Source organism: Flavobacterium movens (assembly GCF_039581425.1).
In the GTDB taxonomy this organism is placed as follows: Bacteria; Bacteroidota; Bacteroidia; order Flavobacteriales; family Flavobacteriaceae; genus Flavobacterium; species Flavobacterium luteolum.
In genome coordinates this window covers 130417-154573 of sequence record NZ_JBCPXY010000004.1, presented here as the reverse complement: position 1 = coordinate 154573, position 24157 = coordinate 130417, and the positions used below count along the sequence as shown (strand labels likewise).

Genomic DNA, 24157 nt, shown 5'->3' with positions numbered 1-24157 from the left:
TAAACCGATTGCCTCAAATCGATTTAATCTACTTATGAAAAATAGAATTATAGTATTGGTATTTTTAATAGGAGCATTTTTGTTTGCCGCTAATATCAGCGAATATAAAATAGCTTCTCTGTTTTCTGAAAACACAGTGGAAGAAAAGGAGGTTTCAGTCTCTGATTCTACGGTTGTTCAAAAAAGTGAAAATAAAACCACAAAGTTATTCGCAGCTGATATTAAAGAAGGTATAATTGGGGTTGACAATCCTGAGGATATTGATGATGCCTACGATAATGTTTTTCATTTAAAAGTAGATGAACTTCCCGCACAAAATGAAAACGCTTATTTAGAATACGAATTATTCGGTTACGATCAAGCAGCCTCAATTTCCAGAAGTTTAAATAACCAGCCCAGTATTGGCGGGCAATTTTTGTCTTATAACAAAGCATGGACTAGTCAGTCTGAATTATTATCTGAAAAATCATTGCGAAAAGGAGATAACGTGCTTTTGTTTACAGCGCCTGAAGGAACTGCGAATGGATACAAAATTAAAAATGTACGAATAGTATATAAAAACGGAAATCAGAATTCCAATTTTACGCTTTTAAAAGCAGCTGATAAATTATATATCAAAGGAACTAATTTTCCTTCTCAGTTAAAAAAAATGACTATTGCCGGAATTGCGGTAGATGTCACTCAGCCGGAATTTGAATTGGTTTTGGATGCTGAAAAGATCGGAGAATCTTTCTCAGTTTTAAAGGAAACTGCTTCGGGAGTTATTCTAAATGAAGAAATAAAAGTAAAGCAATTTTCTAATGTAGAAAGTTTCAGACCAATTGAGAGTGCAAAAGAACGTGTTTCAAAAATCATCAATTTTGAAACAGCTAATGCTTTAGAATATAAAGATTTCTTGGCTGTTTTTCCTGCCGGAGCTTTAAAAAATAATGTAAAAGTATCGGTAAGCGGTTTACGTAAAATTGATATTGCGCCATTAAACTCGGCAATGGTAAATGTGACCGCTGTAAATGCAGGTTTTCGTTTACTGCCACACGGAACTATATTTGAGAAAGCCGTAACACTTTCACTTCCTTACGATAAAAAAACAATTCCCGAAGGTTATACAGAAAAAGACATCAATGTATTTTATTTTGACGAGAACAAACGTCTTTGGCAGGAAGTAACCAAAGATTCTCTTGACATCAAACAAGGAATTATTAAGGCCAAAACAACCCATTTCACAGATTTTATTGCGGGAATTATCAAAATGCCCGAATCGCCTGAAACTTCGGGTTACACGCCAACAAGCATTAAAGATCTAAAAGCGGCCAGTCCCTTGGTAGGAATCCAATCTATTGCACCGCCTTCGGCAAACGGAAGAGGAACCATGAGTACAGGTTTTTCCATCGTTATTCCGAATGGGCGAGGAGGTATGCAACCGTCTTTTAACTTACAGTATGATAGTGATGGCGGACACAGCTGGGCAGGAATGGGCTGGGATATTTCGGCGCCGGCAGTAAGTATTGAAACACGCTGGGGAGCACCAAGATATGATGCAGTTAATGAAACAGAAAGTTATGCTGTTGCAGGAGAAGCTTTGATTCCGAACTCACATAGAGCAGAATGGATTGCCAGAACTGCTGATAAGCAGTTTTATCCAAGAAGAGAAGGTGCTTTTCAGCAGATTATCCGTAAAGGATCATCTCCTAAAAATTATTATTGGGTTGTAAAAGATAAGAGTGGTGTTGCGAGTTATTATGGCGGAACACCATCTGGATTATCTGCAAATGGTGTTTTGCAGGATGCAAATGGAAATATCGGACATTGGGCACTTTGTCTTCAAGTCGATTTAAAAGGGAATACAGTGGAGTATGAATACGACAAACGCGATGGCGAATTGTATCTTAAAAAAGTGTATTATACTGGTTCTGGATCGCAAAAAGGAAATTACAGTGTCACTTTCGTAAAAAACTCAGATCTTGGTGAAGCAAACCGAACAGATGTTCAGGTTTCGGCCAGATTAGGTTTTAAACAGCTGAACAATCAATTATTACGGAAAATAGAAGTCCGCTACAAAAATGACTTGGTTCGCAGTTACGAATTGAAATTTAAAGAAGGTGCTTTCAAAAAGACTTTGCTAGAGTCCATTTCAGAATACGATTCAGAGTCTAAACTGTTTTATACGAATAAATTAGATTACTTTGATGATGTTCGTGACGCATCAGGAAAATACAGTCCGTTTGGAGCAGAACAAGTTTGGAATGTTCCAAATGATAATTTAAAAAATAGCTCGATTCCAGCTTTCAGCGATGTGCTTTTTTCAGGAAAACACTCTTTAGTCAGCAGTTCAGAAGGAGCTACAAATGGCGTAAGCTACCGTCTTGGAATTGGTTTGGCAACTAATGCAGGAAGTTTGAAAGGCTTTACGGTTGGAGGTCACGGAGGAAACAGTTGGGGATCATCTGATACAGCAGTAAGTCTAGAAGATTTAGATGGTGACGGATTACCAGACAAAGTTTTCAAGAATAAAAATGGTGTTTATTACCGAAAAAATTTGGCTGGTTCGGGACAATTAGGTTTTGGTGAACTACAAGAAATTAATATTAGTGATGTTGGATTTTCAAAATCAACTTCATTCAATTGGGGTGTCGACTTAAATCTGAAATATGGAAATATTGGTTACGATCAGCAAAGATCTACCAATAAAACTAAAGCGTATTTTATGGATTTTAATGGAGACGGTTTGGTCGATTTTGTTAAAAACGGACAAGTATATTATAACCGATTGGAGAATGGAGTACCAACTTTTAGAAATAGCAGTACAGGAACACCTTCGCCTGTTTTTGGGGGAGGAGATATAACAATTCCAGGTTTTACTACGATTTCTGCAGAAGAAATCGAAAAACAGAATCCACTTCATGATGTGGTGCGTATGTGGGAAGCGCCTGTAAAAGGAATAGTGTCTGTTTCGCATCAATACCAATTAATTGAAGATACCACTCCTGATGGAATAAAAGCTCGTGCAGCATATGTAAATAATGCAGGAAATGATAAAGCAGACGGTGTTCGTTTGTATTTTCAAAAAGGAAACCAATTGCTTTGGAATGAGGCGATCGGTCCAAAAGATTATGCCATTAAAACGAAACAAAATACTGGAATTGCTGTAGAAAAAGGAGAACGACTATACTTTAGAGTAAGTTCGGTAAAGGATGGAAATTTTGATGCTGTAAATTGGAATCCTGTTGTCACTTATTCGCAAGTAAAACATTTTGACCGCGGTTTAAGTGGAAATGTAACGGAGACCGATTTTATAATTTCTGCCACTTTAAAAGATGTCAATGAGTATTCTTTGGCTTCATATAATGCAAATGTAGATTTTTTCAGCAGTTCTGTTGCAGGAAAAACAATTGCTATTGCTGGCAACGTTGTATTAAAAGGAATTTTAAACAAACCAGTAACATCAGATCATATTAAATTGGTTATTACGAAAAACTATTTGGATCAAACCAATCCAGCTGTAGTTGTTTTTGAAAAGACTTTTTTAGCAAATGAAGTAGCATCATTTAATTTAGCGTCAGTAAATCTTCCTGCATTTGAAGCCGAAACGCAGATTAATTTGGCTCTTCAAACCGAAACCAACATCAATTGGCAAACTATTTCTTTTGCTCCAACGGTTACAGTGCCAGCTTATGTAGGTGGTGTTGCAGAAGAAGTTCCTATGGAAGTTTCACATACTTTATACAATAAAAGAGAAGGAAATTATAATATTCCAGGAATAACTTCAACAGTAAATGGAAAAGTAAAATTAAGCATATTGCCACAGGATTTAGTGTTGGCGACACCTTTCCAATATCCTGGAAATATTAATAATTATAATGGAGATGTAATTATTTCGGCTAAACAAAATAATGTTTTATTGGCACGCAATCGTTACAGAATCACAGCAGGAACCATGGTTTTAGTGAATAATACTTTTGATAATGCGGTCAACTATCCTGATGCTGTTTTAGGAACTCCAATTCAATTGGAAATGACGGTTTCTAATGCGCAGTCTGTGACCATTATTAAAAACTATCCAAAAACCAATGCCTTAAATATTCAAGTTCAGATTACCGATTTAAAGGATATAGCCGATTTAACAGATGATGTAATTTCAAATACTGCAACAGATGATTTTGCCATTTATAGTCTTTTAAACGCTGATGAAAGAACATTCGGTTTGTACCATCGTCAATGGGGCGGATTTGTGATTAACGGAAATTTAGCTTCCAATACTATTGATCAAACGCTTTTAAAACAGTCAGATGCTTACAATACAGAACCGGATTTAAACAATACAGATCCTGACAATTATGATGGAAAAGGTTATGAAATTGCTGATAGTTATTTTGTATCATTAAATCCGTCTTATAGTAAATACAAATGGGAAGGTCTAGAAGAAGGAATTTACATTAAAGGACAAACCATCGGGACATCGAGATTAGGAGAAGATGATATTGCTGATTATACCGATTTTACTCTTCCGAATCTGCAGGGAGGAAGCACTTCTGCTTTAGATATGATCAGCGAAAGTAAAAGTAAAAGTATTTCTGGGGGAATTTCTGCAGGAGGTTCAGCAAGTTTTGGATACAGTAAATCGATTGACGGAGATTCGTATATGACCCAGACCATGAGCGATTTTAATGGTGACCGTTTTCCAGATTATATTCGTGGAGGAAATATACAATTGACAGCGCCTGTCGGAAAAGTTTCGGACCAAATCGTAAATATTGGAGATAATTTCAGTCATTCTAGAACAAGCTCTGAAGGACCTAATTTTGGTGGAAGCTACAGTCACGGTGCGCCATCCAATTCTATGAGTGTTACGGTGGCAAAATCGAAAGTAAAAGGAGATTCTGCAAAAGAAACGGCCTCAAAAGAAGCTGAAAAAGGAGGAAACAGCATTTCTGTGAGTGCTTCACAGGGTAAAGGTGAGGACCGTTCTGTACTGATTCATAGTGATATTAATGGCGATGGACTGCCAGATAAAATAACAGAATCTGGAGATGTGTTTTTAAATACAGGTTACGGCTTTTTGCCAGCAGAAAAATGGAACTTAGCGAGTATCAACAAAGGAAACTCTACAGATTGGAGTGCAGGTTTAGGATACAGCATTAAACAGGGATCAATTTCTGGTGGAGCCAATTATGCCAGATCACAGTCGGATAGTGATGAATCTTTTATGGATATTAATGGTGACGGACTTGCAGATAAGATTAGATATGTAGGCAGCACTATGTTGGTTTCTTTAAACTTAGGAAACTCGTTTGATGCGCCGGTTGTGTATCCTAGATTTCCAGAAATGAGTCAGAATAAAGGCGTGAGTTATGGATTAAATGCAAATGTATCATTGGATATAATTGCTTGGTTCTTACGTATTACACCAACAATAGGAGGAAGTAAAGGCTGGAGTACCAACCGTTCTGAAGGTACTTTTATGGATATCGACGGCGATGGAAATTTAGATTATGTAGTTTCTAAAGATGATGGTCATTTAACAGCACAATTGTCCAACATCAAAAGAACCAACAAACTAAAAAGCGTTACAAATGGCGCGGGAAACAGTTATACGGTAGATTACGAATTACTAAAACCAAGCTACGAAAACCCTTCAGCAAAATGGGTTTTACAAAGTGTTGATGTTTTTGACGGACATACTGGTGACGGAATTGATCATTCTATTGCCAAATTCAGATACGAAGACGGTTATCAGGATCGTCGTGAAAGAGAGTTTTACGGTTTCGGAAAAGTAATTCAAGAGCAGATTGATGCGGTAGACAATTCGGTTTTTATGACGACTGTTCAGGAATTTTACAATCAGGATTATTTCAGAAAAAATCTGTTGAAACACAGTTATACTTTAGATAAAAACGGAAAAATGCGCCAGGAGTCTGAAAATGAATATAGTTTTATAGATGTGGCAACACAGGCGAGCGTTCCCGTTTCAGAATTGAATTTACCTTCTTGCGATGCCAAACGTATTTTTGTTGGATTAATTCATGCCAATCAGAAAGTCTATGAAGGCGGAAGCGATTATCTGGAAACCAATACTTTTAATACGTACGATGCTAACGGAAATATCGTTCAATACGAAGATTTAGGCAACGGTGCTGCAGCTGATAAAGTAACCGCAAAAATCAGTTATTACGAAAGCACAACGCCTTATTATGGCGGTATTCCAAAACAATTAGAAGTATTTACAACCGATGGTCTACGCCGAAAAAGAGCGACAACCATCAATACGACAACTGCCGAAGTAACGCAGATTAAAAATTACGCTTCAGCAGATAAAATTGCGATTACCGATATCGCATACGATGCATACGGAAACTTGCAGAAAATTACAGGTCCTTCAAATCACAAAGACCAGCGTATGACTTTAGAATATGTATACGATGCAGAAAATCATCAGTACATGACGGAGATTAAAGATGCTTTTGGTTATCAAAACAAAATGGAATACAATTACCGTTTTGGAGTACCAGTTAAAACAACAGACCGTAACGATCAAAGTACAGATTATACTTTGGATGCAAAAGGCCGTATTGCAACGATTCGTGCGCCTTATGAAATTGCTTCGGGTAAACCGTATACGATTGCTTATGAGTATTTCCCAGAAGCCAAAGTGCCGTATGCCAAAACCAGAAATTACGATCCAGAATTGGATAAAGATATTGAGACTTATACTTATACAGACGGATTAGGAAGAGCTTTGCAGGTTAAAAAAACTGCCAGTTTATTTACCGCTGCAGGAAGCGCCGATCAAGAAGCGCATATTATTTCTGGAAAAATAATTTATGATGGATTAGGAAGAGCTATAACCAGTTATTACCCAACCACAAGTACAACTTTAGACAATAATTTCAGTACGGCAGTTTCTACTATCGCACCAACGAAAACAGACTATGATGAGGTAAACCGCCCCATAAAAGTAACCTTGCCAGACGGAAGTTCCAATACTACAGTTTTCGCTTTGGAAAGTTATGATGGTCTTCCAGTATTAAAAACTACACAAACCGACGCATTAAACAAAACCAATACAACGTATACCGATGCTACAGGACAGAATGTAGCCAGTATGCAAAACGATTTGACAACGAAATTTGATACTAATGCATTAGGCGAAATGATCAAAGTTACCGATGCCATGGATCATATCACCAAAAGTACGTACGATTGGCTCGGAAGACGCATCGAATTTACGCATCCAGACGCTGGAACAACGAAAATGGAATATGATTTAGCAGGTAATTTGACTACTCGTATTACACAAGACATTAAAAATACAGTTCCTAATGGTGGCGCTATACAATACGTGTACAATTACAACCGTTTAGAGAGTATCAAATATCCTAAAAACCCGCAGAACAACATGCAGTACAATTATGGTAAAGCAGACGGCACACCATCTCGCCGAGGCAGATTGTGGTTTGTACAAGATGCCAGCGGTGGTCAGGAATTTTTCTATGGTAAACTAGGAGAGGTGGAAAAAGAAATTCGAACCCTTCGTATTACGCCTACAGATATACAGACTTATATTTCTCAATACGAATATGATACTTGGAACAGAATCCAGAAAATGATATATCCAGATGGCGAAGTGGTAGAATATACCTATAACCGTGCAGGAAACTTGCAAAGCATGCAGGGTAAAAAAGAAAGCCATACCTACGATTACATCAAACAATTGAGTTATGATGAATTTGAACAGCGCAAATATTTAAAATACGGAAACGACACCGAAACCAATTATACCTACGATCCTGTTATGCGCAGACTACAGCAGCTGCAAGTAAAAAGCGGTTCAAGACAGGTTATGAATAATGCCTACGGTTATGATTTGGTCGGAAATGTATTGAGTATAAAAAATACAGCGCCAATCGTTAATAATACTTTGGGAGGAACTGCTTCGCACGAATACCAGTACGATGATTTTTACCGTTTAAAATCTGCTAAAGCAGTTTATCAAGGCGAGTTTACCAAAGCGAGTTATGAGCTGAATATGAGCTATAACAAAATGCATAATATTACTAAGAAAGATTTGGTGCATATTGTAAATAATGAGCAAAAAGGATATGTATTAGATTATAATTACGACAACGAACTGCACCCTAACGCACCGAACAAAATTGCAGAAGCAGGAAAAGTACAGCCAAGAGAATATGTGTATGATGGAAATGGAAACCCGACAAGCTATACCGAAGAAAAGAATTTCAGAAAAATGACTTGGGACGAAGAAAACCGTTTAATGGGAATTAACGATAACGGAAGAATTCACCAATATACTTATGATGCAGGAGGAGAAAGAGTAATAAAAAGTTCAGGTGATTCGCAGAATGTAGCCATAAACGGTGAAACAGCCGCAACCATTGTTCATACAGATGATTACACAGGTTATGTTTCGCCATATTTTGTAATAAGCAAAGGGAAATTTACCAAGCACTATTTTGAAGGAGCAGGGCGAATTGTAAGTAAACTGGGCAACGGAACTTTTGCACAGCCTTTAAAAATAACAGCAGGAGGTGTCAATTACGGCAAACTGACAGCAGAACAGCAAAAAGCATTAGATACTTATGTGAGGAGTCTAGGATTGCCTCCCGGACCTCCAACACAACAAGGTATTTATGCCACGCCAGAATTTACGGGAGATTCTTATCCTAGTGAAGTTTTAAAACCCGTAGAAGAAAACCAAGAACCTCCAGCAGGCTGGCCAAGAAATCCAGTTTTCAATGCACCCGGAGATGTTCCTGGTCCGCCAGTACAATTTGGCCCGCCTATAGAACCAGAAACCGTAAAATCTGGTGAAGGTTTTACCGGAATAGGAATGCCAGAAAATGATATTTTCTATTTTCACCCGGATCATTTAGGAAGTACTTCGTATATTACCACCAAAAATGGCTCTATTTCACAGCATGTGGAATATATTGCTTTTGGGGAGGTTCTTTTTGAGGAGCATTTATCATCTTTCTCTTCACCTTATTTGTTTAATGGTAAGGAGTTGGATAGGGAGACTAATTTGAGTTATTATGGAGCGAGGTATTATGACGCGAAGACTAGTTTATGGTTGAATATTGATCCTTTGGCGGAGAAAATGCCAGCTTATGGTACTTATGTATTCAATTTTAATAACCCAGTTCGTTTTACTGATCCAACAGGTTTAGAAGGAGAAGATAGTATTGATCCACCGAGTAAGAAAAAAGATTTTGATCTATCTAAACAGGATGGTTTTTATAGAAGACATGGGGATTACGTGAATTCTGATTCAAAAGGTTTTTCGGGTGTTACTATTGGCTATAATAAAGAAAAAAAGAATTTTTCCACTAAAAGTAATGTGAAATTATTTAATGTTGAAGGTAAAAATGTAAGCGGTCGATATTCTAAGTCACTTTCTGCAAAAGCTAGAGGGATTCACGGGGAAACGAAAAATAGATTAGGCACTGAAGACTTTAATATTTTCTATAATGCGGAAGGCTCTGTTTTATATGCTGAAGCAACTGCAGATAATGGTATATTAACAGGAGAGACGGGGAAATATGGATTTAATTTTGGAGGAGGTGCTGAAGCAGGAGCATTTAAAGGAGAAGTGAATTCTGGAGTAACTTATTTTGGTTTTAAAATGGCAACAACTAAAGGAGGGTGTATTGAATGTGTAGGTGCTGCAGCAAACGTTGGAATATATTTTGATGCTAAAAAAGGAAATTTGGTAATAAAGGGCACTGAAATGTTGGGTCTCGAAATTGGAGCAAAACTTGGAGTTTTGGTAGAGATACCGATCGTAAAAATCACAGAAAAAGTAGTTAAAACATTTAATAAATGATAAAGTTGTCTAAACAAGCTAATAAATTAGCTTTGTGTTGTATTTTGGGAGCATTTATTCTAATATTTATATTAGGCTCTTTGGATTTATGGGGAATAGATTTTAATAAGAAGATTGTTGATTTTTTTAAAACGGCGCTCCTTGTTTCGCTTCCTTTTTTAGGTTATTGGGCTGCAATCAAATTGGTTAATCCGAAAGGTATCAGTAACGTAAATTTGTTATCGAATACAAAAAAAATCAGAGTCAGTTGCTACACAACAAAAGGTTTTATAGAACGTAATAATCAGATATCTTTTGTGAGGTTTTTTTTTGACGATCAAGTTATCTATATGTATTTTAGTAATTTCATAGGTATATATGAAGGACCCTTTTATATTAAAAGAGAGATTGAAGCTGAATCCGGTATGTTTTATATAGATTCGATAAGTACTTATGCAAATGGTGAATTAACAATTGTAGTAAAACCTAAAAATTCATTAGATCCTTTTTATAAGTTAGTTTTAAAAAATGTTACTAAACCCGATTATGATTTGCTTATAGAGAATAGTAATAAAATTTTATAAAAATTAAATATTAACAATGAAAAGAATATTAATAATTACGACATTTTTTTTCTGTAAATTGACATATTCACAAGTGTCATCAGATGAAATTATCAAAAATTTTTTTGCTGAGTATTCAAAAAGTCCATCTAGGGCAGTGGAAAAAATTTACAATACAAATACTTGGACAATGAGGATGACCGATGGGATTGAAGAAATGAAAAATGAAGTTAATAAGCTTACTGTTGATTATGTAGGGAAATATTATGGAAACGAGTTAATAGTAAAAAAACAACTATCAGATAGCTTTATTTTGTACTCCTACATGCTTAAATATGATAGGCAACCAATTAGATTTATTTTTAAGCTGTACAAGCCAAATGATAAATGGATTTTATTTTCATTAAAAATTGATGATTCCTTAGATGATGAAATTGAACAAGCTGCGAAAATTTTTAATTTAAATTTAGATAAATAATTTATTTTTAAGTTAAAAGCATTTTAACGGAGTAAATAATTATACTTCGGGTAATGTTTCAGATTAGGTATTTTTATAAAAAAGTACTGTAAATATCTGATAAAGAATTAAACGTTAGTGAAATTTACATAAAATTGAGACGACCCGTTGGTCGTCTCTTTTGTTTTTTTGCTTTTAATGAGCCTTAAAATTACAGTACCCAAGCGAGGTCATTAAACCCGTAGAAGAAAACCAAGAACCTCCAGCAGGCTGGCCGAGAAATCCAGTTTTCAATGCACCCGGTGATGTTCCTGGACCGCCAGTACAATTTGGCCCACCTATAGAACCAGAAACCGTAAAATCTGGGGAAGGTTTTACCGGAACAGGAATGCCAGAAAATGATATTTTCTATTTCCATCCGGATCATTTAGGAAGTACTTCGTATATTACAACCAAAAACGGAAGCATTAGCCAGCATGTGGAGTATATTGCTTTTGGGGAGGTTTTGTTTGAGGAGCATTCGTCTAGTTTTTCTTCGCCTTATTTGTTTAATGGGAAGGAGCTGGATAGGGAAACGAATTTAAGTTATTATGGGGCTAGGTATTATGACGCGAAGACAAGTTTGTGGTTGAATGTTGATCCGCTGGCTTTATATAATCCTATATTTGAAGAAGAATTTTATTTTGATGGACAACATAATGGAGGGGTTTTTTATAGTGGAAATCTAAGCTCTTACATCTACTGCTATCAAAATCCAATCAAATACATTGACCCAAATGGGAAACAAACTGAAGTTACAAATAATGGAACTATTTTTAATGCTAACAAAAATACTAAGATAGATCCTTTGTTACGAGGAGTTGACAGAATAACAGAACAATCTCATATAAGAACGAATGCTTCAATATATAAAAATGCATTAAATCAAAAACAGGAGAAAAATACAACACATATTTATTCTCACGGATGGTATACTGATGGAGATAAAAACTCTAAAGGATTTTCTTATTTATCAATTTTTTACGAAAAAGAACAAAAACATTTTGCTATTCGGAATACTGAAGATTTAAAAAATTGGCTTGCAAGTAATAATGTTAAAAGTGATTTTTTATCTAAAAAAGATGAAATATTAATACTTCACGGATGCAGAAGTGCTTACGGAGAGAATTCAATAGCAGAAACACTTTCTAAGGAAAATAAAAATACAGGTTTAATTACCGTGGGGGCTACTGGAAATGTACTATATGATGAAAAAGGAGAATATATGGGTACAGCATCTAATGGTACTAAAAATAAAGGTTCTTGGAATGTCTATAAAAATGGTAAAGTAATTAAATCATTTCCATGGAATTGGAAGCCAAATAGTAAAGACGTAAAAAATATAATCGATAGTAAATAAATTAATATTCAAATGAAAATTTCTTCTATTCTAATAAGTTTAATCTTTCTTAGTTGTGTTAAAGATAAAAAACAAAACTCTTTTTATGACAAAGTAGAATATTATCATAGTGATCATTATAATATTCCTGGTCCACCAGATGGAACTAAAAAATTTGATATTTATTATTCTGATTTTGTGGAAAAAAAAGCTAAAACTACTTATGAAAACCTATCGCATTTTGGATTTGTAAAAATTGAAATTAGTAATAACTTCTCAGAAAAGATAGATGATTTTTTTACAAATCAAAATCCGGGAAAATATTATCCAGATTATAAATGTTTAAATTGTTACCAAGATATTTTAATCTTTTATAAAAAAAATAAAATGATTGGTGTTGCAAAGTTTGATTTTAGGTGTAATAAATATTGTTACTCTAATTTTAATTCTGATAAAATAATTTATCTAAAGAAGGATTGTTTAAAATATAGAAATTTATTTAAAGAATAAATTTAGAAAAAAAAACGATCACGCGGATATATCCGCCTTTCCCTCGCTCCCGCACGAATCCTTTCGTGAGGCGCAAAGATAATCGATAAAGAATAGCAAAAATAGAACCTCGCAAGTTGCGAGGTTTTTTGTGTTTTATAGTTAGACTTATTATTTTTCTGATCATTTAGGAAGTACTTCGTATATTACAACCAAAAACGGAAGCATTAGCCAGCATGTGGAGTATATTGCTTTTGGGGAGGTTTTGTTTGAGGAGCATTCGTCTAGTTTTTCTTCGCCTTATTTGTTTAATGGGAAGGAGCTGGATAGAGAGACTAATCTTTCTTACTATGGGGCTAGATATTTGGATATGAAGACTTCGCTTTGGTTAACTACAGATCCAAAAATGGAAAAATATCCGCATGAAAGCTCATATATATATTGTGGTAATAATCCTATTGCTTTTGTAGATCCTGATGGAATGGATAGAATTTATAGTGCCTCAGGCAGATTGATTAGAGATACAGGTGTAGGCACTAAAATTATGATACAAACAAAACACGGCTTAAGGTATTTATCAGGACTTGACTATACTAAAAAAGGCACTAGATATGCGGTATCTAGAATAATAGCTAAAGAAGCTTCTTTAAGATGTTACGGAGGGTATTATGGAGTTAGAAATATGGATGAGGAAAATACAGGTGCATATACTAACAGGGCAAATACCATTTGGACAAATACTAAGCAATTAAGGAAAGGAACAATTACACCTTTGTGAGACATGCAAATGTATATTTAGGGCAGCCACAAACAGACGATTTTAATAGCACAAGCGATGATAATAAATATACCGTAGCTACAGGTTTTGCAAACAGAATGTATAATGCCTATTTGAAAGAAGAGATAAGTTTTGAGGATTTTAAAACTCAAGTAGGTAAATTTAATAAACTTAATGCTAAAAATGGAGTTCAGCTTTTATCAAAATTTGATGGGAATGGTATCAGCGTTCAATTACCGGATGGGTCTCATCCTATTCATTTGAAGACTTTAACTTTCCCAGAAGAATAAATATAAATATAAAGAAATATGAAAAAGGTAATTATTTTAAGCCTACTTATCTCGATTGGTTGTACAAATAAGCAAAAAGAATTAGAATATTTAATCTGTAAAGATTCTATTCAATATTGGAATTATGAATGGCCTAGAGATAGAGCTGAGTATTACGGATTTACTTTCAGTTTTGACAAACAGGGGAATGTTTTAAAATATTCTTTTAATAAAGAAAAAAATGAAAGACGATTGTTTACTGACATTCAAAATGATAATAAATGGAGTATAACAAAAGATTCGATTTTAAGTTTTATGGGAGGCAATAAAAAAATTGTAAAAATTACTCCGGATACTATTTATGCAATTAATTTGAAAACGAAAGAAAAAGTAAGTTTCATTAGAGTAAAAGGAAATTTGAATATTAAAAAATAAAACCCCTGCTCTCCGAAGAGTTCTAATGAAATGCTGTGCGAATGTCTCCTGACTTTGCACTGGCAATCTAAATCAAAAATTACTTATGTCTATTAAAGATCGTATTTAAACAAAAAAAGCTCCAGATTTCTCTGAAGCTTTTTGTCTGTGTAGCGGGAACAGGACTCGAACCTGTGACCTTCGGGTTATGAGCCCGACGAGCTGCCTACTGCTCTATCCCGCGATGTTTCGGGTGCAAAGATACGCCGATTTTTGAGAAATCCAACGAAAACTTTAAAAAATGTTTTATTTTCTGTATTGAGTTGATATGACTACCTTTGCAAAATAAATAAAGCAAAAAATGTCACATAAAGCAGGTTTCGTAAATATTATCGGAAATCCAAATGTTGGAAAATCAACATTGATGAACGCTTTCGTTGGAGAACGATTGTCGATCATTACATCAAAAGCACAAACTACACGTCATAGAATTCTTGGAATTGTAAACGGAGAAGATTTTCAATTGGTTTTGTCTGATACTCCTGGAATCATCAAACCAGCGTACGAAATGCAGGAATCGATGATGAACTTCGTAAAATCGGCTTTTGAAGATGCTGACATTTTAATCTACATGGTCGAAATAGGCGAGCAGGACCTGAAAGACGAAGACTTCTTCAAGAAAATCATTCATGCTAAGATTCCGGTTTTATTACTTTTAAATAAAATTGACAATTCAAACCAAGAACAATTAGAACAGCAAGTTACTTTCTGGAAAGAGAAAGTGCCAAATGCAGAAATTTTTCCAATTTCGGCATTGCAGAACTTCAACGTTCCTGAGGTCTTCGGAAGGATTATCGAATTATTGCCAGAATCACCACCTTATTATCCAAAAGACCAATTAACAGACAAGCCAGAGCGTTTCTTTGTGAACGAAACCATTCGTGAGAAAATCTTATTGAATTATGCAAAAGAGATTCCGTATGCAGTTGAAATCGTAACAGAAGAATTTCATGAAACCGATTCTATTATCCGAATCCGCTCAGTAATTATGGTTGAACGCGATACACAAAAAGGAATCATCATTGGACATAAAGGTGCAGCGTTGAAAAAAGTAGGAACCGATGCCCGTGCTGATTTAGAGAAATTCTTTGGAAAACAAATTCACATCGAACTTTACGTAAAAGTGAACAAAAACTGGAGAAGTAATGCTAATATGCTGAAACGTTTCGGATATAATCAATAGTTTATAATTGTTTCAAGTTTCAGGTTTCAAGTTAAACGTCAGGTATAAAACTTGGCACTTGAAACCTGAAACTTGAAACAGAAAATAATAAAAACTTAGGTACTAAGAAACTTAGCGTCTCAGCAACTTTTTTTAACTACCTTTGCAAAAAATTTAAATAAGGCATTTTGGATTACAAGTGATTAGGTTTTTAGGAAGCTAAGAATCTGAGATCTAAAGTCTAAAATCTAAAATTCAATAAAATGAGTAATAACATTGTTGCGATAGTAGGAAGACCTAATGTGGGGAAATCAACCCTTTTTAATAGGCTGATACAAAGAAGAGAAGCTATTGTAGATTCAGTATCTGGGGTTACCCGTGATAGAAACTATGGTAAAAGCGAGTGGAACGGAAAAGAGTTTTCTGTCATTGATACCGGTGGATACGTACGCGGAAGCGATGACGTATTTGAAGGCGAAATCCGTAAACAAGTAGAACTTGCTATCGACGAAGCCGATGTTATTATTTTTGTGGTTGATGTTGAAGAAGGGATTACGCCAATGGATGAAACTGTTGCAAAATTGCTTCGTAAAGTAACAAAACCAGTTTTATTGGCTGTAAACAAAGTAGATAACGCAATGCGTGAAAAAGATGCAGTTGAGTTTTATAATCTTGGTTTAGGAGATTATTTCACATTTGCAAGTATTTCAGGAAGCGGAACAGGAGATTTATTAGATGCTTTAATCGATGCTTTTCCAGAAAAACCAGAGGTTGAGGTTAAAGAAGATTTACCACGTTTTGCAGTTGTAGGACGTCCGAATGCAGGAAAATCTAGTTTTATCAATGCATTAATTGGTAAAGACCGTTATATTGTAACCGATATCGCGGGAACAACTCGTGATGCAATTGATACAAAATTTGACCGTTTTGGTTTCGAATTTAACTTGGTTGATACTGCAGGAATTCGTCGTAAAGCAAAAGTAAAAGAAGATTTAGAGTTTTATTCTGTAATGCGTTCTGTACGTGCAATTGAACACGCTGATATCTGTATCTTAGTGATTGATGCAACACGTGGATTTGAAGGCCAAGATCAAAGTATTTTTTGGTTGGCAGAGAAAAACCGTAAAGGTGTTGTAATCTTGGTAAACAAATGGGACTTAGTAGAAAAAGACACCATGTCTACACGTGATTACGAAGAGAAAATCAAAAAAGAATTGATGCCTTTTACAGATGTGCCAATTTTATTCGTTTCTGCTTTAACGAAACAACGTTTATTAAAAGCATTGGAAGCAACAGTTCAAGTTTACGAAAACAGAAAACAAAGAATTGCAACTTCAAAATTCAACGAGTATATGTTGAAAGTAATTGAAGCGTATCCGCCACCAGCAACAAAAGGAAAATATGTAAAGATTAAATATTGCATGCAATTGCCAACGCAAACACCTCAGTTTGTATTTTTTGCTAATATGCCTCAATATGTAAAAGAACCGTATAAAAGATATTTAGAAAATAAAATTCGAGAGAAATGGGATTTTGCAGGAGTTCCGATCGATATTTACATCAGAGAAAAATAAAAAAAGAATCCCCTCGAATAGGGGATTTTTTTATGTTTGGTGTCTAGATAATTAAAGGATCAATTTTTTATTGGCATTATATTTGAATAAATGTAAAAAATACAATTAAACCTTTTGCGTTTTTTTAAGTCTTATTGATCTAACTAACCTAATTTTATGACCAGAATTTATTCATTACTATTGTTTTTAGCCTTTGCATATTCGGCAAATGCCCAAAACAATATCGTTATTAAAGGAACTGTGGTTGATATCAACTCGCAGCTTCCGTTAGAACTCGCCACCGTTTATTTTACAGCAGTAAAAGATTCAACTATTATTGAATATGCTACAACAGATAAAAACGGGAATTTTATTATCAATACTAAAAAGTATGATAAGCCAGTTTTCTTAAAAGTAAATTATACGGGATACCAAGCTTATTTTGAGGAACAAAAAGGACTTACAGAAAGTAAAGACTTTGGTAAATTGTACATGCTTGAAAATGCCAATGTTTTAAATGAAGTGGTAATTAAAAGTGAAGCACCGCCAATTACCATTAAAAAAGACACTCTTGAATTTAATGCTGGTTCTTATAAAGTTCGCCCAGATGCAAATGTGGAGACTTTATTGAAGCAATTGCCCGGCTTTGATGTCGATAATACAGGAAAAATTACGGTAAATGGGCGAGAAGTTAATCAGGTTTTAGTCAACGGAAAAGCATTTTTTGACAAGGATGGAGCTATTGCCATTAAAAACCTTCCGGCTGATATTATTAAAAAAGTTCAAGTTTCTGATTTTAAAACCAAAAAAGAAGAGCTGGCTAAGCAAGAATCGACTTCAGATTATTCGAGCATAAATATCACAATTGACGAAAAGAAAAATAAAGGCTACTTCGGTAAAGTTCTTGGCGGATATGGTTCGGATGAACGCTATGAAAGCAGTTTAATGATGAACTTTTTCAAAAACAAACAGAAAATAAGTGTATTAGCTTCGGCCAATAATATTAACTCAACCGGATTTGCTATGGATGAGGTTTTTGATAATATGGGAGGCGGAAGAAATGCAAAAGGTGGCAGTCAAGGCGCTGGCAGTGGAGGAAAAGGAATTACGCAGTCTACTCTTGCGGGAATTAATTATTCTGATGACTGGACAAAAGATTTGGAGTTCATGAGCAGCTACAATTTTACAAACGCGGTGACTAAAAACGAAAGCAAATCGAATCAGCTTAGTTTTTTACCGACAGGAAATATTTTAACTGAAGCAGATTCTAAAACTAGAAATGAAAATACAGGGAACAAAGTTAATTTTGAGTTAGAATACAAAATCAATCCTACTATGCAGATTGTTTTTGCTCCTAAATTGAATTTATCAGAATCAAATAGCAATTCTTCGTCCTCGACTTCCTCTGAAAATGAAAATGGTGATGCATTGAACGAAAGTACGGCAACATCACATACTGAAAGTTCTAATACGAGTTTCGCTAACAGTATTAATTTCAACAAAACTTTTAAAAAGCAATCGCGAAATTTAAGTGTAGTTTTTAATAACAATAACACTAAAAATGATTCGAACGGAATCAATATTTCGGAGACTATTTTTTATCAGGACAATAAACCAAACGACGAAAGAAATCAGAATGCAAAAAATACATCAAAAAGTGATGCTTATTCGCTTGACTTAGAATATACAGAGCCTGTAACAGATTCGCTAAGATTACGTTTTGGAACCGATTTTGATTGGCAAAGTTCGATGAACGATCAAAAGACATTTAATTTTGATGATGCTTCGCAGGAATATTCAGATTTAAACTTATCGTTGACGAATTATACCACATCGAAGCAAAATTCGATTACGCCAAAAGTGGGTATTACTTGGCAGAAAAGTAAATTTACGCTGAATGTGAATTCGAGAACATCAATTGTGGAGTTTGATAATCATTCTTTTTATTTAAATCAAGCTACAGATTTGAATAAAAGATATATGCTGCCTTACGGAACGGCACAGCTTCGATACAAATTCAACCGCTCTAAAAACTTAACTTTCAAATACGATTATTCTAATGCGCTTCCGTCGGCAACGCAATTAATGCCAGTTGCAGATTTGAACAATCCATTGAATAGTGTAATAGGAAATCCAAATCTAAATCCGATTGAAAAAAACACTGCAGGTATCGATTTTAAGAATTTTGATTTTAGAACGCGTTCAGGTTACAGTTTATTTCTTAAAGGAGATTATTATAATAATGATATTGTTTCTACTTCGATTTATGATGATAGCGGAAAAAGAAATACGACTTATGTAAATATTTCAGGAACGTATTCGGCTTCACTTGGAGGAAACTGGAATCAGCAAATTAAAAAAGATGCACATACTTTAAGATATGGTTTGCGTTTAAGCGGTAATTATAATTTTGACAAAGGGTTTACAAATGCTGTTATGTATTATGCCAAATCGGTTGTAGTAACGCCAAGTGTTTACGCTTCTTATGATTATGGAGAAGTGCTTTCGATTGCGCCATCTTATAGTTTATCATACAACGAAACTCGATATGAAAACTATTCAAGAGATGCGACTTCAAACGTGATTCACAGAATTAATTTGCAGACAACTTCTTATTGGCCTGCCAATTTAATCTTCGGAAATGATTTCGGATACACTTATAATTCTAATATCTCAGACGATTTCAAGAAGGATTTCTTCCTTTGGAATACGAGTTTATCATACGGATTTCTAGATAAAAAATTGTATGCTAAAGTGAAAGTGTATGATGTTTTAAATCAGAATCAAAGTGCAACAAGAACTATTTCGCCAACTTCGATCCGAGATGAAGAAAATACAGTTTTAAAACGTTATGTAATGTTTTCTTTAGCTTATAAAATTGGAAATTTCGCCGAAAGCAAAAAAGGAGGAAGGAGACAGAGGGGATCTTGATTTTTAGGTTCTAAGATGCTAAGGTTCTAAGGAGCAAAGATTCAAAAGTTCAAAAAAATGCCTGTCAAATTTAATTTGATAGGCATTTTTTGTATAACTCATAACTCATAAGTCATAACTTTTTCCGATTAATCCTATGATAAACCGTAAATCTGATAATATCACGATCGTAGAAATCTACACCGCTTGCTCGTCTTTGAAAGTTCTTTAAATACCCCAATTCTAAACCAAGATTTGGATTGAAATGATAACGCAAAGCAACGTAAAAACGGTTTTGATCGAAAGTATTTCTTCGGTTGTCTTTTCCGAAATTGAATAAGACTTCATCAGAAATGGTTCCTTTTATGCTTCTTCCTTCTTTTTCCCAAAGAGTAAACATAGATTGTAATCGGTATCTGAATCTGTAAGCAAATGAGAATTCATCTAAAAGTCCGTTTTTGTCTGCTTTTTGAATGAAGCGCTCTTCGAGCTGAAAACGATTATGAAAAGTTATTTTGGCAATATCATTTATTAAAGTAAGATCTTGCTGTGCACGATATTCGGGAATAGAAAAATCAGGATCAATGTTTGGATTCTGGGTATTTACGCTAAAAAAGGCAAATCCAGCACCAAAATCCATCATCTTAGTTGCTCTGTAACGAGCTTGAGATCTTATAACAAAAAGATTTTCGTGAGCAGGATTTACAAAGCTTCGATTATCAAATTCAGAATGAAGAGCCCATTTTTCGGATAATGGAAAAATATTATAGTATCGAATCCAGGTCAAAGTCTGCTGGTCGATATTTCTTTGGTTTTGCCCTGTAATTACTTGGCACACAAAGATGGTGATAAAAAATAATCGAAAAGATTTGTTCAAAAACTATAAATTCAGGCTGCGAATTTATACAAATGATCTTATTTCTTTCTATTTTAAAATTTGTTTTGAAGTTTTTTTTGTGAAATAAAAAAAGGGACACATTCAAAAATGTATCCCTTCTTAATACTAAAACTAACTAATCACCTTACAGCGAGTACTTAAATGTAACTCCGTAAGTTCTTTGATCACCAAGGACTCCAGCATATTGACCTGAGTTACCACCTGCAGGCAATAATTGCTCGTAGTAATCTTTATTTAAAAGGTTTCTTCCCCAAAACTGAATAGATAAACCTTGCGAAGCACGGAAACCTAAACGAGCATTAAAGATAGCGTAACCTTGTACGACTAAATATTTTGAAGCCGAAGGGCTTGAAGAAAATTCAGAACGGGCATATCCGTCAGCAGCAAAGAAGATTTTTCCGGCATTACCAAAGAATCTTGCATTGTCTGAAAGTTCACCTCCAAGAGAACCAGCCCATCTTGAAGCACCTGGCAACTCAGTTCCCGAAACATCTTTGAAGGCAACTGGCGCTCCAGTTTCTTCTAATGGAAGTGGCGCATTTGTAAATTTCACATATTTACCATCTGTATAAGTTGCAGCACCATTAATAGTTAAGTGTGAGCTAATGACAAAACTTGCATCCAATTCTGCACCTCTTACACGCACTTTATCTGCATTCGCAAGATAACCACGGTTTACACCCAATTCAGCTGCTTGAACGTTAGTTTGGAAATCTTTGATATCAGTATTAAAGAACGTTAAGTTGAAAATTGAGTTTTTGAACGGAGAAGTTTTAACTCCAACCTCATAATGATTTACTTTTTCTGGCTTAACCACTGCAAGTTCTGTCATTGGTTGTCCAGCTGCATTTGTTGGAAGTCCAGCTACGTTAACTCCAACAGGCTTATAGCTTTTTGCGTAAGTTGCATAAACATTGATTTTATCAGATGCTTTATACGTAAGCGTTAAGTTTCCAGAAAAATCTGTATTGTCTGTATTAGAATCAAATGCTTGATCTGAGTAAACCGATTTTTTTAAAGCCAATAAGGCAGGATCTGTAGTTTGAAGACCTCCGTAAGTTTTACGAGAATAACTTGCATCTTTTTTATCAAAATTATATCTCAAGCCAGGTAAAATATGGAATCTCTCTGTAACAGCCCAATCAAGCTGTCCGAATACTGCGGCACTAGAAGCTCTAATTCTTGCATCAGTTTTAATTCCGTAGCCTTCAAAAAGACCTGGAGTTTTCCACAATGGACTCGTTGTACTTTGAGAGAATCTCCATTGTGCATTTCCAGACTCTTCAGTACCATCTGTCTGAGAAGTTTGATCAATAAAGAATACTCCACCAACTCCACTAATTTTTGATGTCAATTGTCCAGCATAACGAACTTCTTGTGTAATCTGAGTTTGTCTTGTTGGATTCTGAGATTTAGCTAAAACTTGTAATCCTGTAAAATCTCTATCATTTGATGGATCCCAGTTCCAGAAACGCCAAGCTGTTGTAGAAGTAAGAGTTCCGCCTCCAATTTTTGTATCAATGTTTAATGAAACTCCTCCTAAATCTTGTCCAGAACGCCAAGGTGTATCGTGGTCTATTTTACGGTCAAAAGCATTTAAACTTGGCAATTGGTAATTTAAATCTTTAATAATAGCATCAAACTGACGGTATGCAGCTCTCTGAGTAGGAGCAACACCAGCAACAACCTGCGCATATCCGTCAGGACGCTGTGTTGTAAGATCTCCTGCAAAAGTAATGTTTGTGTTTTCAGTAGGAGTCCATAATAATTGCCCTCTAAAACCTTGATTGTTCAAAGTGTTCGTTGGTCTTCCTGTTACGATATTGTCAATTAAACCGTCACGTTGTGTTCCTGAGAAAGATAAACGACCTGCAACTTTTTTTCCTAATGCTCCTGTGATAGAGGCTTTAGCTTGTAAAAAAGCATAATTACCATAACTCAATTCAAAATCGGCACCAGTTGTAAAACTTGGTTTGCGAGATGTAATATTGAAAGCTCCAGAAGTTGTGTTTTTTCCAAATAAAGAACCTTGCGGACCACGTAATACCTCAATTTGTTCTACATCGATAAAATCTAAAGTAGTTGCTGCAGGACGTGCATAATAAACACCATCTACATAGAAACCAACTCCAGGGTCGATACCGTCATTTGTAAGTCCGAATGGAGACCCTAAGCTTCTAATGTTGATTCCGGTATTTCTAGGGTTAGAAGAATACAATTGTACAGAAGGAACCAATTCTTTGATACGGTTTACATTAAACGCTCCAGCTGCTTCAGCTTGTTTTCCTGTAACAACAGAAACGGCAATTGGCACATCTTGTACTTTTTCAATTCTTCTTCTAGAGGAAACAACTACTTCGACAAGTTTGTTTTCTTCACGTAAAGTAACCAATATTGGCGAAGCTGGGATAGAAGTAATTTCAAGTTCGGCAGTATTGTAGCCAATATATTGAACTAAAAGTGTAACAGGTAATTTTCCCTGTGATTCTATTGCAAAGCGCCCTTCAGAATCTGTAATAGCGCTAAAAGTTGTTCCTTTAATTACCACATTGGCTGCTTCTAAAGGAATATTTTGATCTGTAGTTACAACCCCTTCAATTTTTTGAGCAAATGAGATTGAGAACGTTAAAACGGCAAGTATTGTAAAGATATTTTTTATAGATGTTTTCATTTTTATATTAAGTATATGTGATTAGTAGAATTTAAAATTAAATTTTTTTTACCAACACATACACATCATAGATGAAACAGCATTCAGGGTTGTGAAATTATAATTATGTTTTTTTTGCAAAAGATTTTGTCCACCTGATTTACTAGAATGTACTTTCATGAGTTAAAATTTTGTAAATGATTAGTTAATTATTTTTGGCAAATATATAATTAATTCTATCGATTTACTAGACTTTAGAAAATATTTTTTTATTTTTTTACCAATGAAGCGATTGTGATGCCTTCCATAGCCTTCAAAGTTTTATCTCTAATTAGCATCAAACCGTGACGCAGACTGCATTCAGACTCGGTTTTACAATCAGAACAAGGCTCGTAAAAATTTAAAGAAGCACATGGCAAAAGTGCAATTGCACCGTCAAATAATCGGTGAATTTCTGCCAGCGTAATGTCATTTTTAGATTTTATCAGATAATATCCGCCAAATTTTCCTTGCTTACTGCTCACAAAACGTCCTCGTTTTAGATCTAAAAGAATCTGTTCTAAAAACTTTTTAGGAATGTTAGCGCCATCAGCAATTTCTACCGTTCTAGAAATGTGATTTTCGTCTTGTTCTGCTAAATAAAGTAAGGCCTTAAGGGCGTATTTTGCTTTATGTGATAACATCTATTAATAAATTGTAAAATGTAAATGTATGATTTTTTAAGATTGAAACCTAAACTTGAAACTTGAAACAAAGAAA

At 34.9% G+C, this 24157-nt stretch carries 14 protein-coding genes and 1 tRNA gene; 11 read left to right on the top strand and 4 right to left on the bottom strand.

The genetic code is table 11. The features are described 5' to 3' along the window. Nucleotides 1–34: 34 nt before the first annotated feature. The 8 genes from AAYQ05_RS09140 to AAYQ05_RS09105 all read left to right on the top strand — a co-directional run bounded on the left by AAYQ05_RS09140 (nt 35) and on the right by AAYQ05_RS09105 (nt 14186). Nucleotides 35–9838, top strand: coding sequence for a SpvB/TcaC N-terminal domain-containing protein (locus tag AAYQ05_RS09140; protein ID WP_343542817.1), 9804 nt, complete (start codon nt 35–37; stop codon nt 9836–9838). Next, complete coding sequence (locus AAYQ05_RS09135; RefSeq protein WP_343542815.1) at nt 9835–10401, top strand: hypothetical protein; 567 nt, start codon at nt 9835–9837, stop codon at nt 10399–10401. Before AAYQ05_RS09140 ends, AAYQ05_RS09135 begins: the two co-directional genes overlap by 4 nt. Before the next feature lie 16 nt (nt 10402–10417). Then, the gene (locus AAYQ05_RS09130) at nt 10418–10858 is read left to right on the top strand and encodes a hypothetical protein (protein WP_109192007.1); all 441 of its coding nucleotides are present in this window, start codon (nt 10418–10420) and stop codon (nt 10856–10858) included. Between the two features lie 367 nt (nt 10859–11225). Next, nucleotides 11226–12236 carry an RHS repeat domain-containing protein gene (locus AAYQ05_RS09125; protein WP_343542812.1) on the top strand — a complete coding sequence of 337 codons (1011 nt, stop codon included), beginning with the start codon at nt 11226–11228 and terminating at the stop codon, nt 12234–12236. 12 nt (nt 12237–12248) lie between these two features. Continuing rightward, nucleotides 12249–12725: a hypothetical protein gene (locus AAYQ05_RS09120; protein WP_281631306.1), complete on the top strand. Its 477-nt coding sequence runs from the start codon at nt 12249–12251 to the stop codon at nt 12723–12725. Between the two features lie 217 nt (nt 12726–12942). Then, nucleotides 12943–13482 (top strand): RHS repeat-associated core domain-containing protein, encoded by a 540-nt coding sequence (locus AAYQ05_RS09115; RefSeq protein WP_343542811.1) that lies wholly within the window; start codon nt 12943–12945, stop codon nt 13480–13482. After that, on the top strand, nt 13479–13772 hold the full coding sequence (locus AAYQ05_RS09110; protein ID WP_343542809.1) for a hypothetical protein: 294 nt from the start codon (nt 13479–13481) through the stop codon (nt 13770–13772). The genes AAYQ05_RS09115 and AAYQ05_RS09110 overlap by 4 nt, the downstream gene beginning before the upstream one ends. 18 nt (nt 13773–13790) lie before the next feature. Next, nucleotides 13791–14186 (top strand): hypothetical protein, encoded by a 396-nt coding sequence (locus tag AAYQ05_RS09105; RefSeq protein WP_343542807.1) that lies wholly within the window; start codon nt 13791–13793, stop codon nt 14184–14186. Between the two features lie 150 nt (nt 14187–14336). On the opposite strand, the gene AAYQ05_RS09100 is transcribed toward AAYQ05_RS09105, so the two are convergent. Further along, nucleotides 14337–14409, bottom strand: a tRNA-Met gene (locus AAYQ05_RS09100). A gap of 117 nt (nt 14410–14526) precedes the next feature. Here AAYQ05_RS09100 and era point away from each other — a divergent pair. From era to AAYQ05_RS09085, 3 genes are all read left to right on the top strand, one after another. Then, the gene (gene era, locus AAYQ05_RS09095; RefSeq protein ID WP_177210694.1) at nt 14527–15408 is read left to right on the top strand and encodes a GTPase Era; all 882 of its coding nucleotides are present in this window, start codon (nt 14527–14529) and stop codon (nt 15406–15408) included. 242 nt (nt 15409–15650) lie between these two features. Next, nucleotides 15651–16961 (top strand): ribosome biogenesis GTPase Der, encoded by a 1311-nt coding sequence (gene der / locus AAYQ05_RS09090; protein WP_281631342.1) that lies wholly within the window; start codon nt 15651–15653, stop codon nt 16959–16961. Nucleotides 16962–17117: 156 nt separating this feature from the next. Beyond that, nucleotides 17118–19871 carry an outer membrane beta-barrel protein gene (locus AAYQ05_RS09085; RefSeq protein WP_343542804.1) on the top strand — a complete coding sequence of 918 codons (2754 nt, stop codon included), beginning with the start codon at nt 17118–17120 and terminating at the stop codon, nt 19869–19871. Nucleotides 19872–19983: 112 nt separating this feature from the next. Here the strand turns inward: AAYQ05_RS09085 and AAYQ05_RS09080 are convergent, their stop codons facing one another. The 3 genes from AAYQ05_RS09080 to AAYQ05_RS09070 form a co-directional block, all read right to left on the bottom strand. Continuing rightward, on the bottom strand, nt 19984–20727 hold the full coding sequence (locus AAYQ05_RS09080) for a DUF2490 domain-containing protein (protein ID WP_343542802.1): 744 nt from the start codon (nt 20725–20727) through the stop codon (nt 19984–19986). 145 nt (nt 20728–20872) lie between these two features. After that, nucleotides 20873–23419 (bottom strand): TonB-dependent receptor, encoded by a 2547-nt coding sequence (locus AAYQ05_RS09075; RefSeq protein ID WP_343542800.1) that lies wholly within the window; start codon nt 23417–23419, stop codon nt 20873–20875. Nucleotides 23420–23667: 248 nt separating this feature from the next. Continuing rightward, complete coding sequence (locus AAYQ05_RS09070) at nt 23668–24081, bottom strand: RrF2 family transcriptional regulator (RefSeq protein ID WP_012023964.1); 414 nt, start codon at nt 24079–24081, stop codon at nt 23668–23670. Nucleotides 24082–24157 lie beyond the last annotated feature (76 nt).

Bases quoted from the DNA above. Each gene is read 5' to 3' on its own strand.
- AAYQ05_RS09085 (WP_343542804.1), top strand. From the start codon at position 17,118: ATGACCAGAATTTATTCATTACTATTGTTTTTAGCCTTTGCATATTCG.
- AAYQ05_RS09135 (WP_343542815.1), top strand. From the start codon at position 9,835: ATGATAAAGTTGTCTAAACAAGCTAATAAATTAGCTTTGTGTTGTATT.
- AAYQ05_RS09075 (WP_343542800.1), bottom strand. From the start codon at position 23,419: ATGAAAACATCTATAAAAAATATCTTTACAATACTTGCCGTTTTAACG.
- AAYQ05_RS09105 (WP_343542807.1), top strand. From the start codon at position 13,791: ATGAAAAAGGTAATTATTTTAAGCCTACTTATCTCGATTGGTTGTACA.
- der (WP_281631342.1), top strand. From the start codon at position 15,651: ATGAGTAATAACATTGTTGCGATAGTAGGAAGACCTAATGTGGGGAAA.
- AAYQ05_RS09140 (WP_343542817.1), top strand. From the start codon at position 35: ATGAAAAATAGAATTATAGTATTGGTATTTTTAATAGGAGCATTTTTG.
- AAYQ05_RS09070 (WP_012023964.1), bottom strand. From the start codon at position 24,081: ATGTTATCACATAAAGCAAAATACGCCCTTAAGGCCTTACTTTATTTA.
- AAYQ05_RS09130 (WP_109192007.1), top strand. From the start codon at position 10,418: ATGAAAAGAATATTAATAATTACGACATTTTTTTTCTGTAAATTGACA.
- AAYQ05_RS09120 (WP_281631306.1), top strand. From the start codon at position 12,249: ATGAAAATTTCTTCTATTCTAATAAGTTTAATCTTTCTTAGTTGTGTT.
- era (WP_177210694.1), top strand. From the start codon at position 14,527: ATGTCACATAAAGCAGGTTTCGTAAATATTATCGGAAATCCAAATGTT.
- AAYQ05_RS09125 (WP_343542812.1), top strand. From the start codon at position 11,226: ATGCCAGAAAATGATATTTTCTATTTCCATCCGGATCATTTAGGAAGT.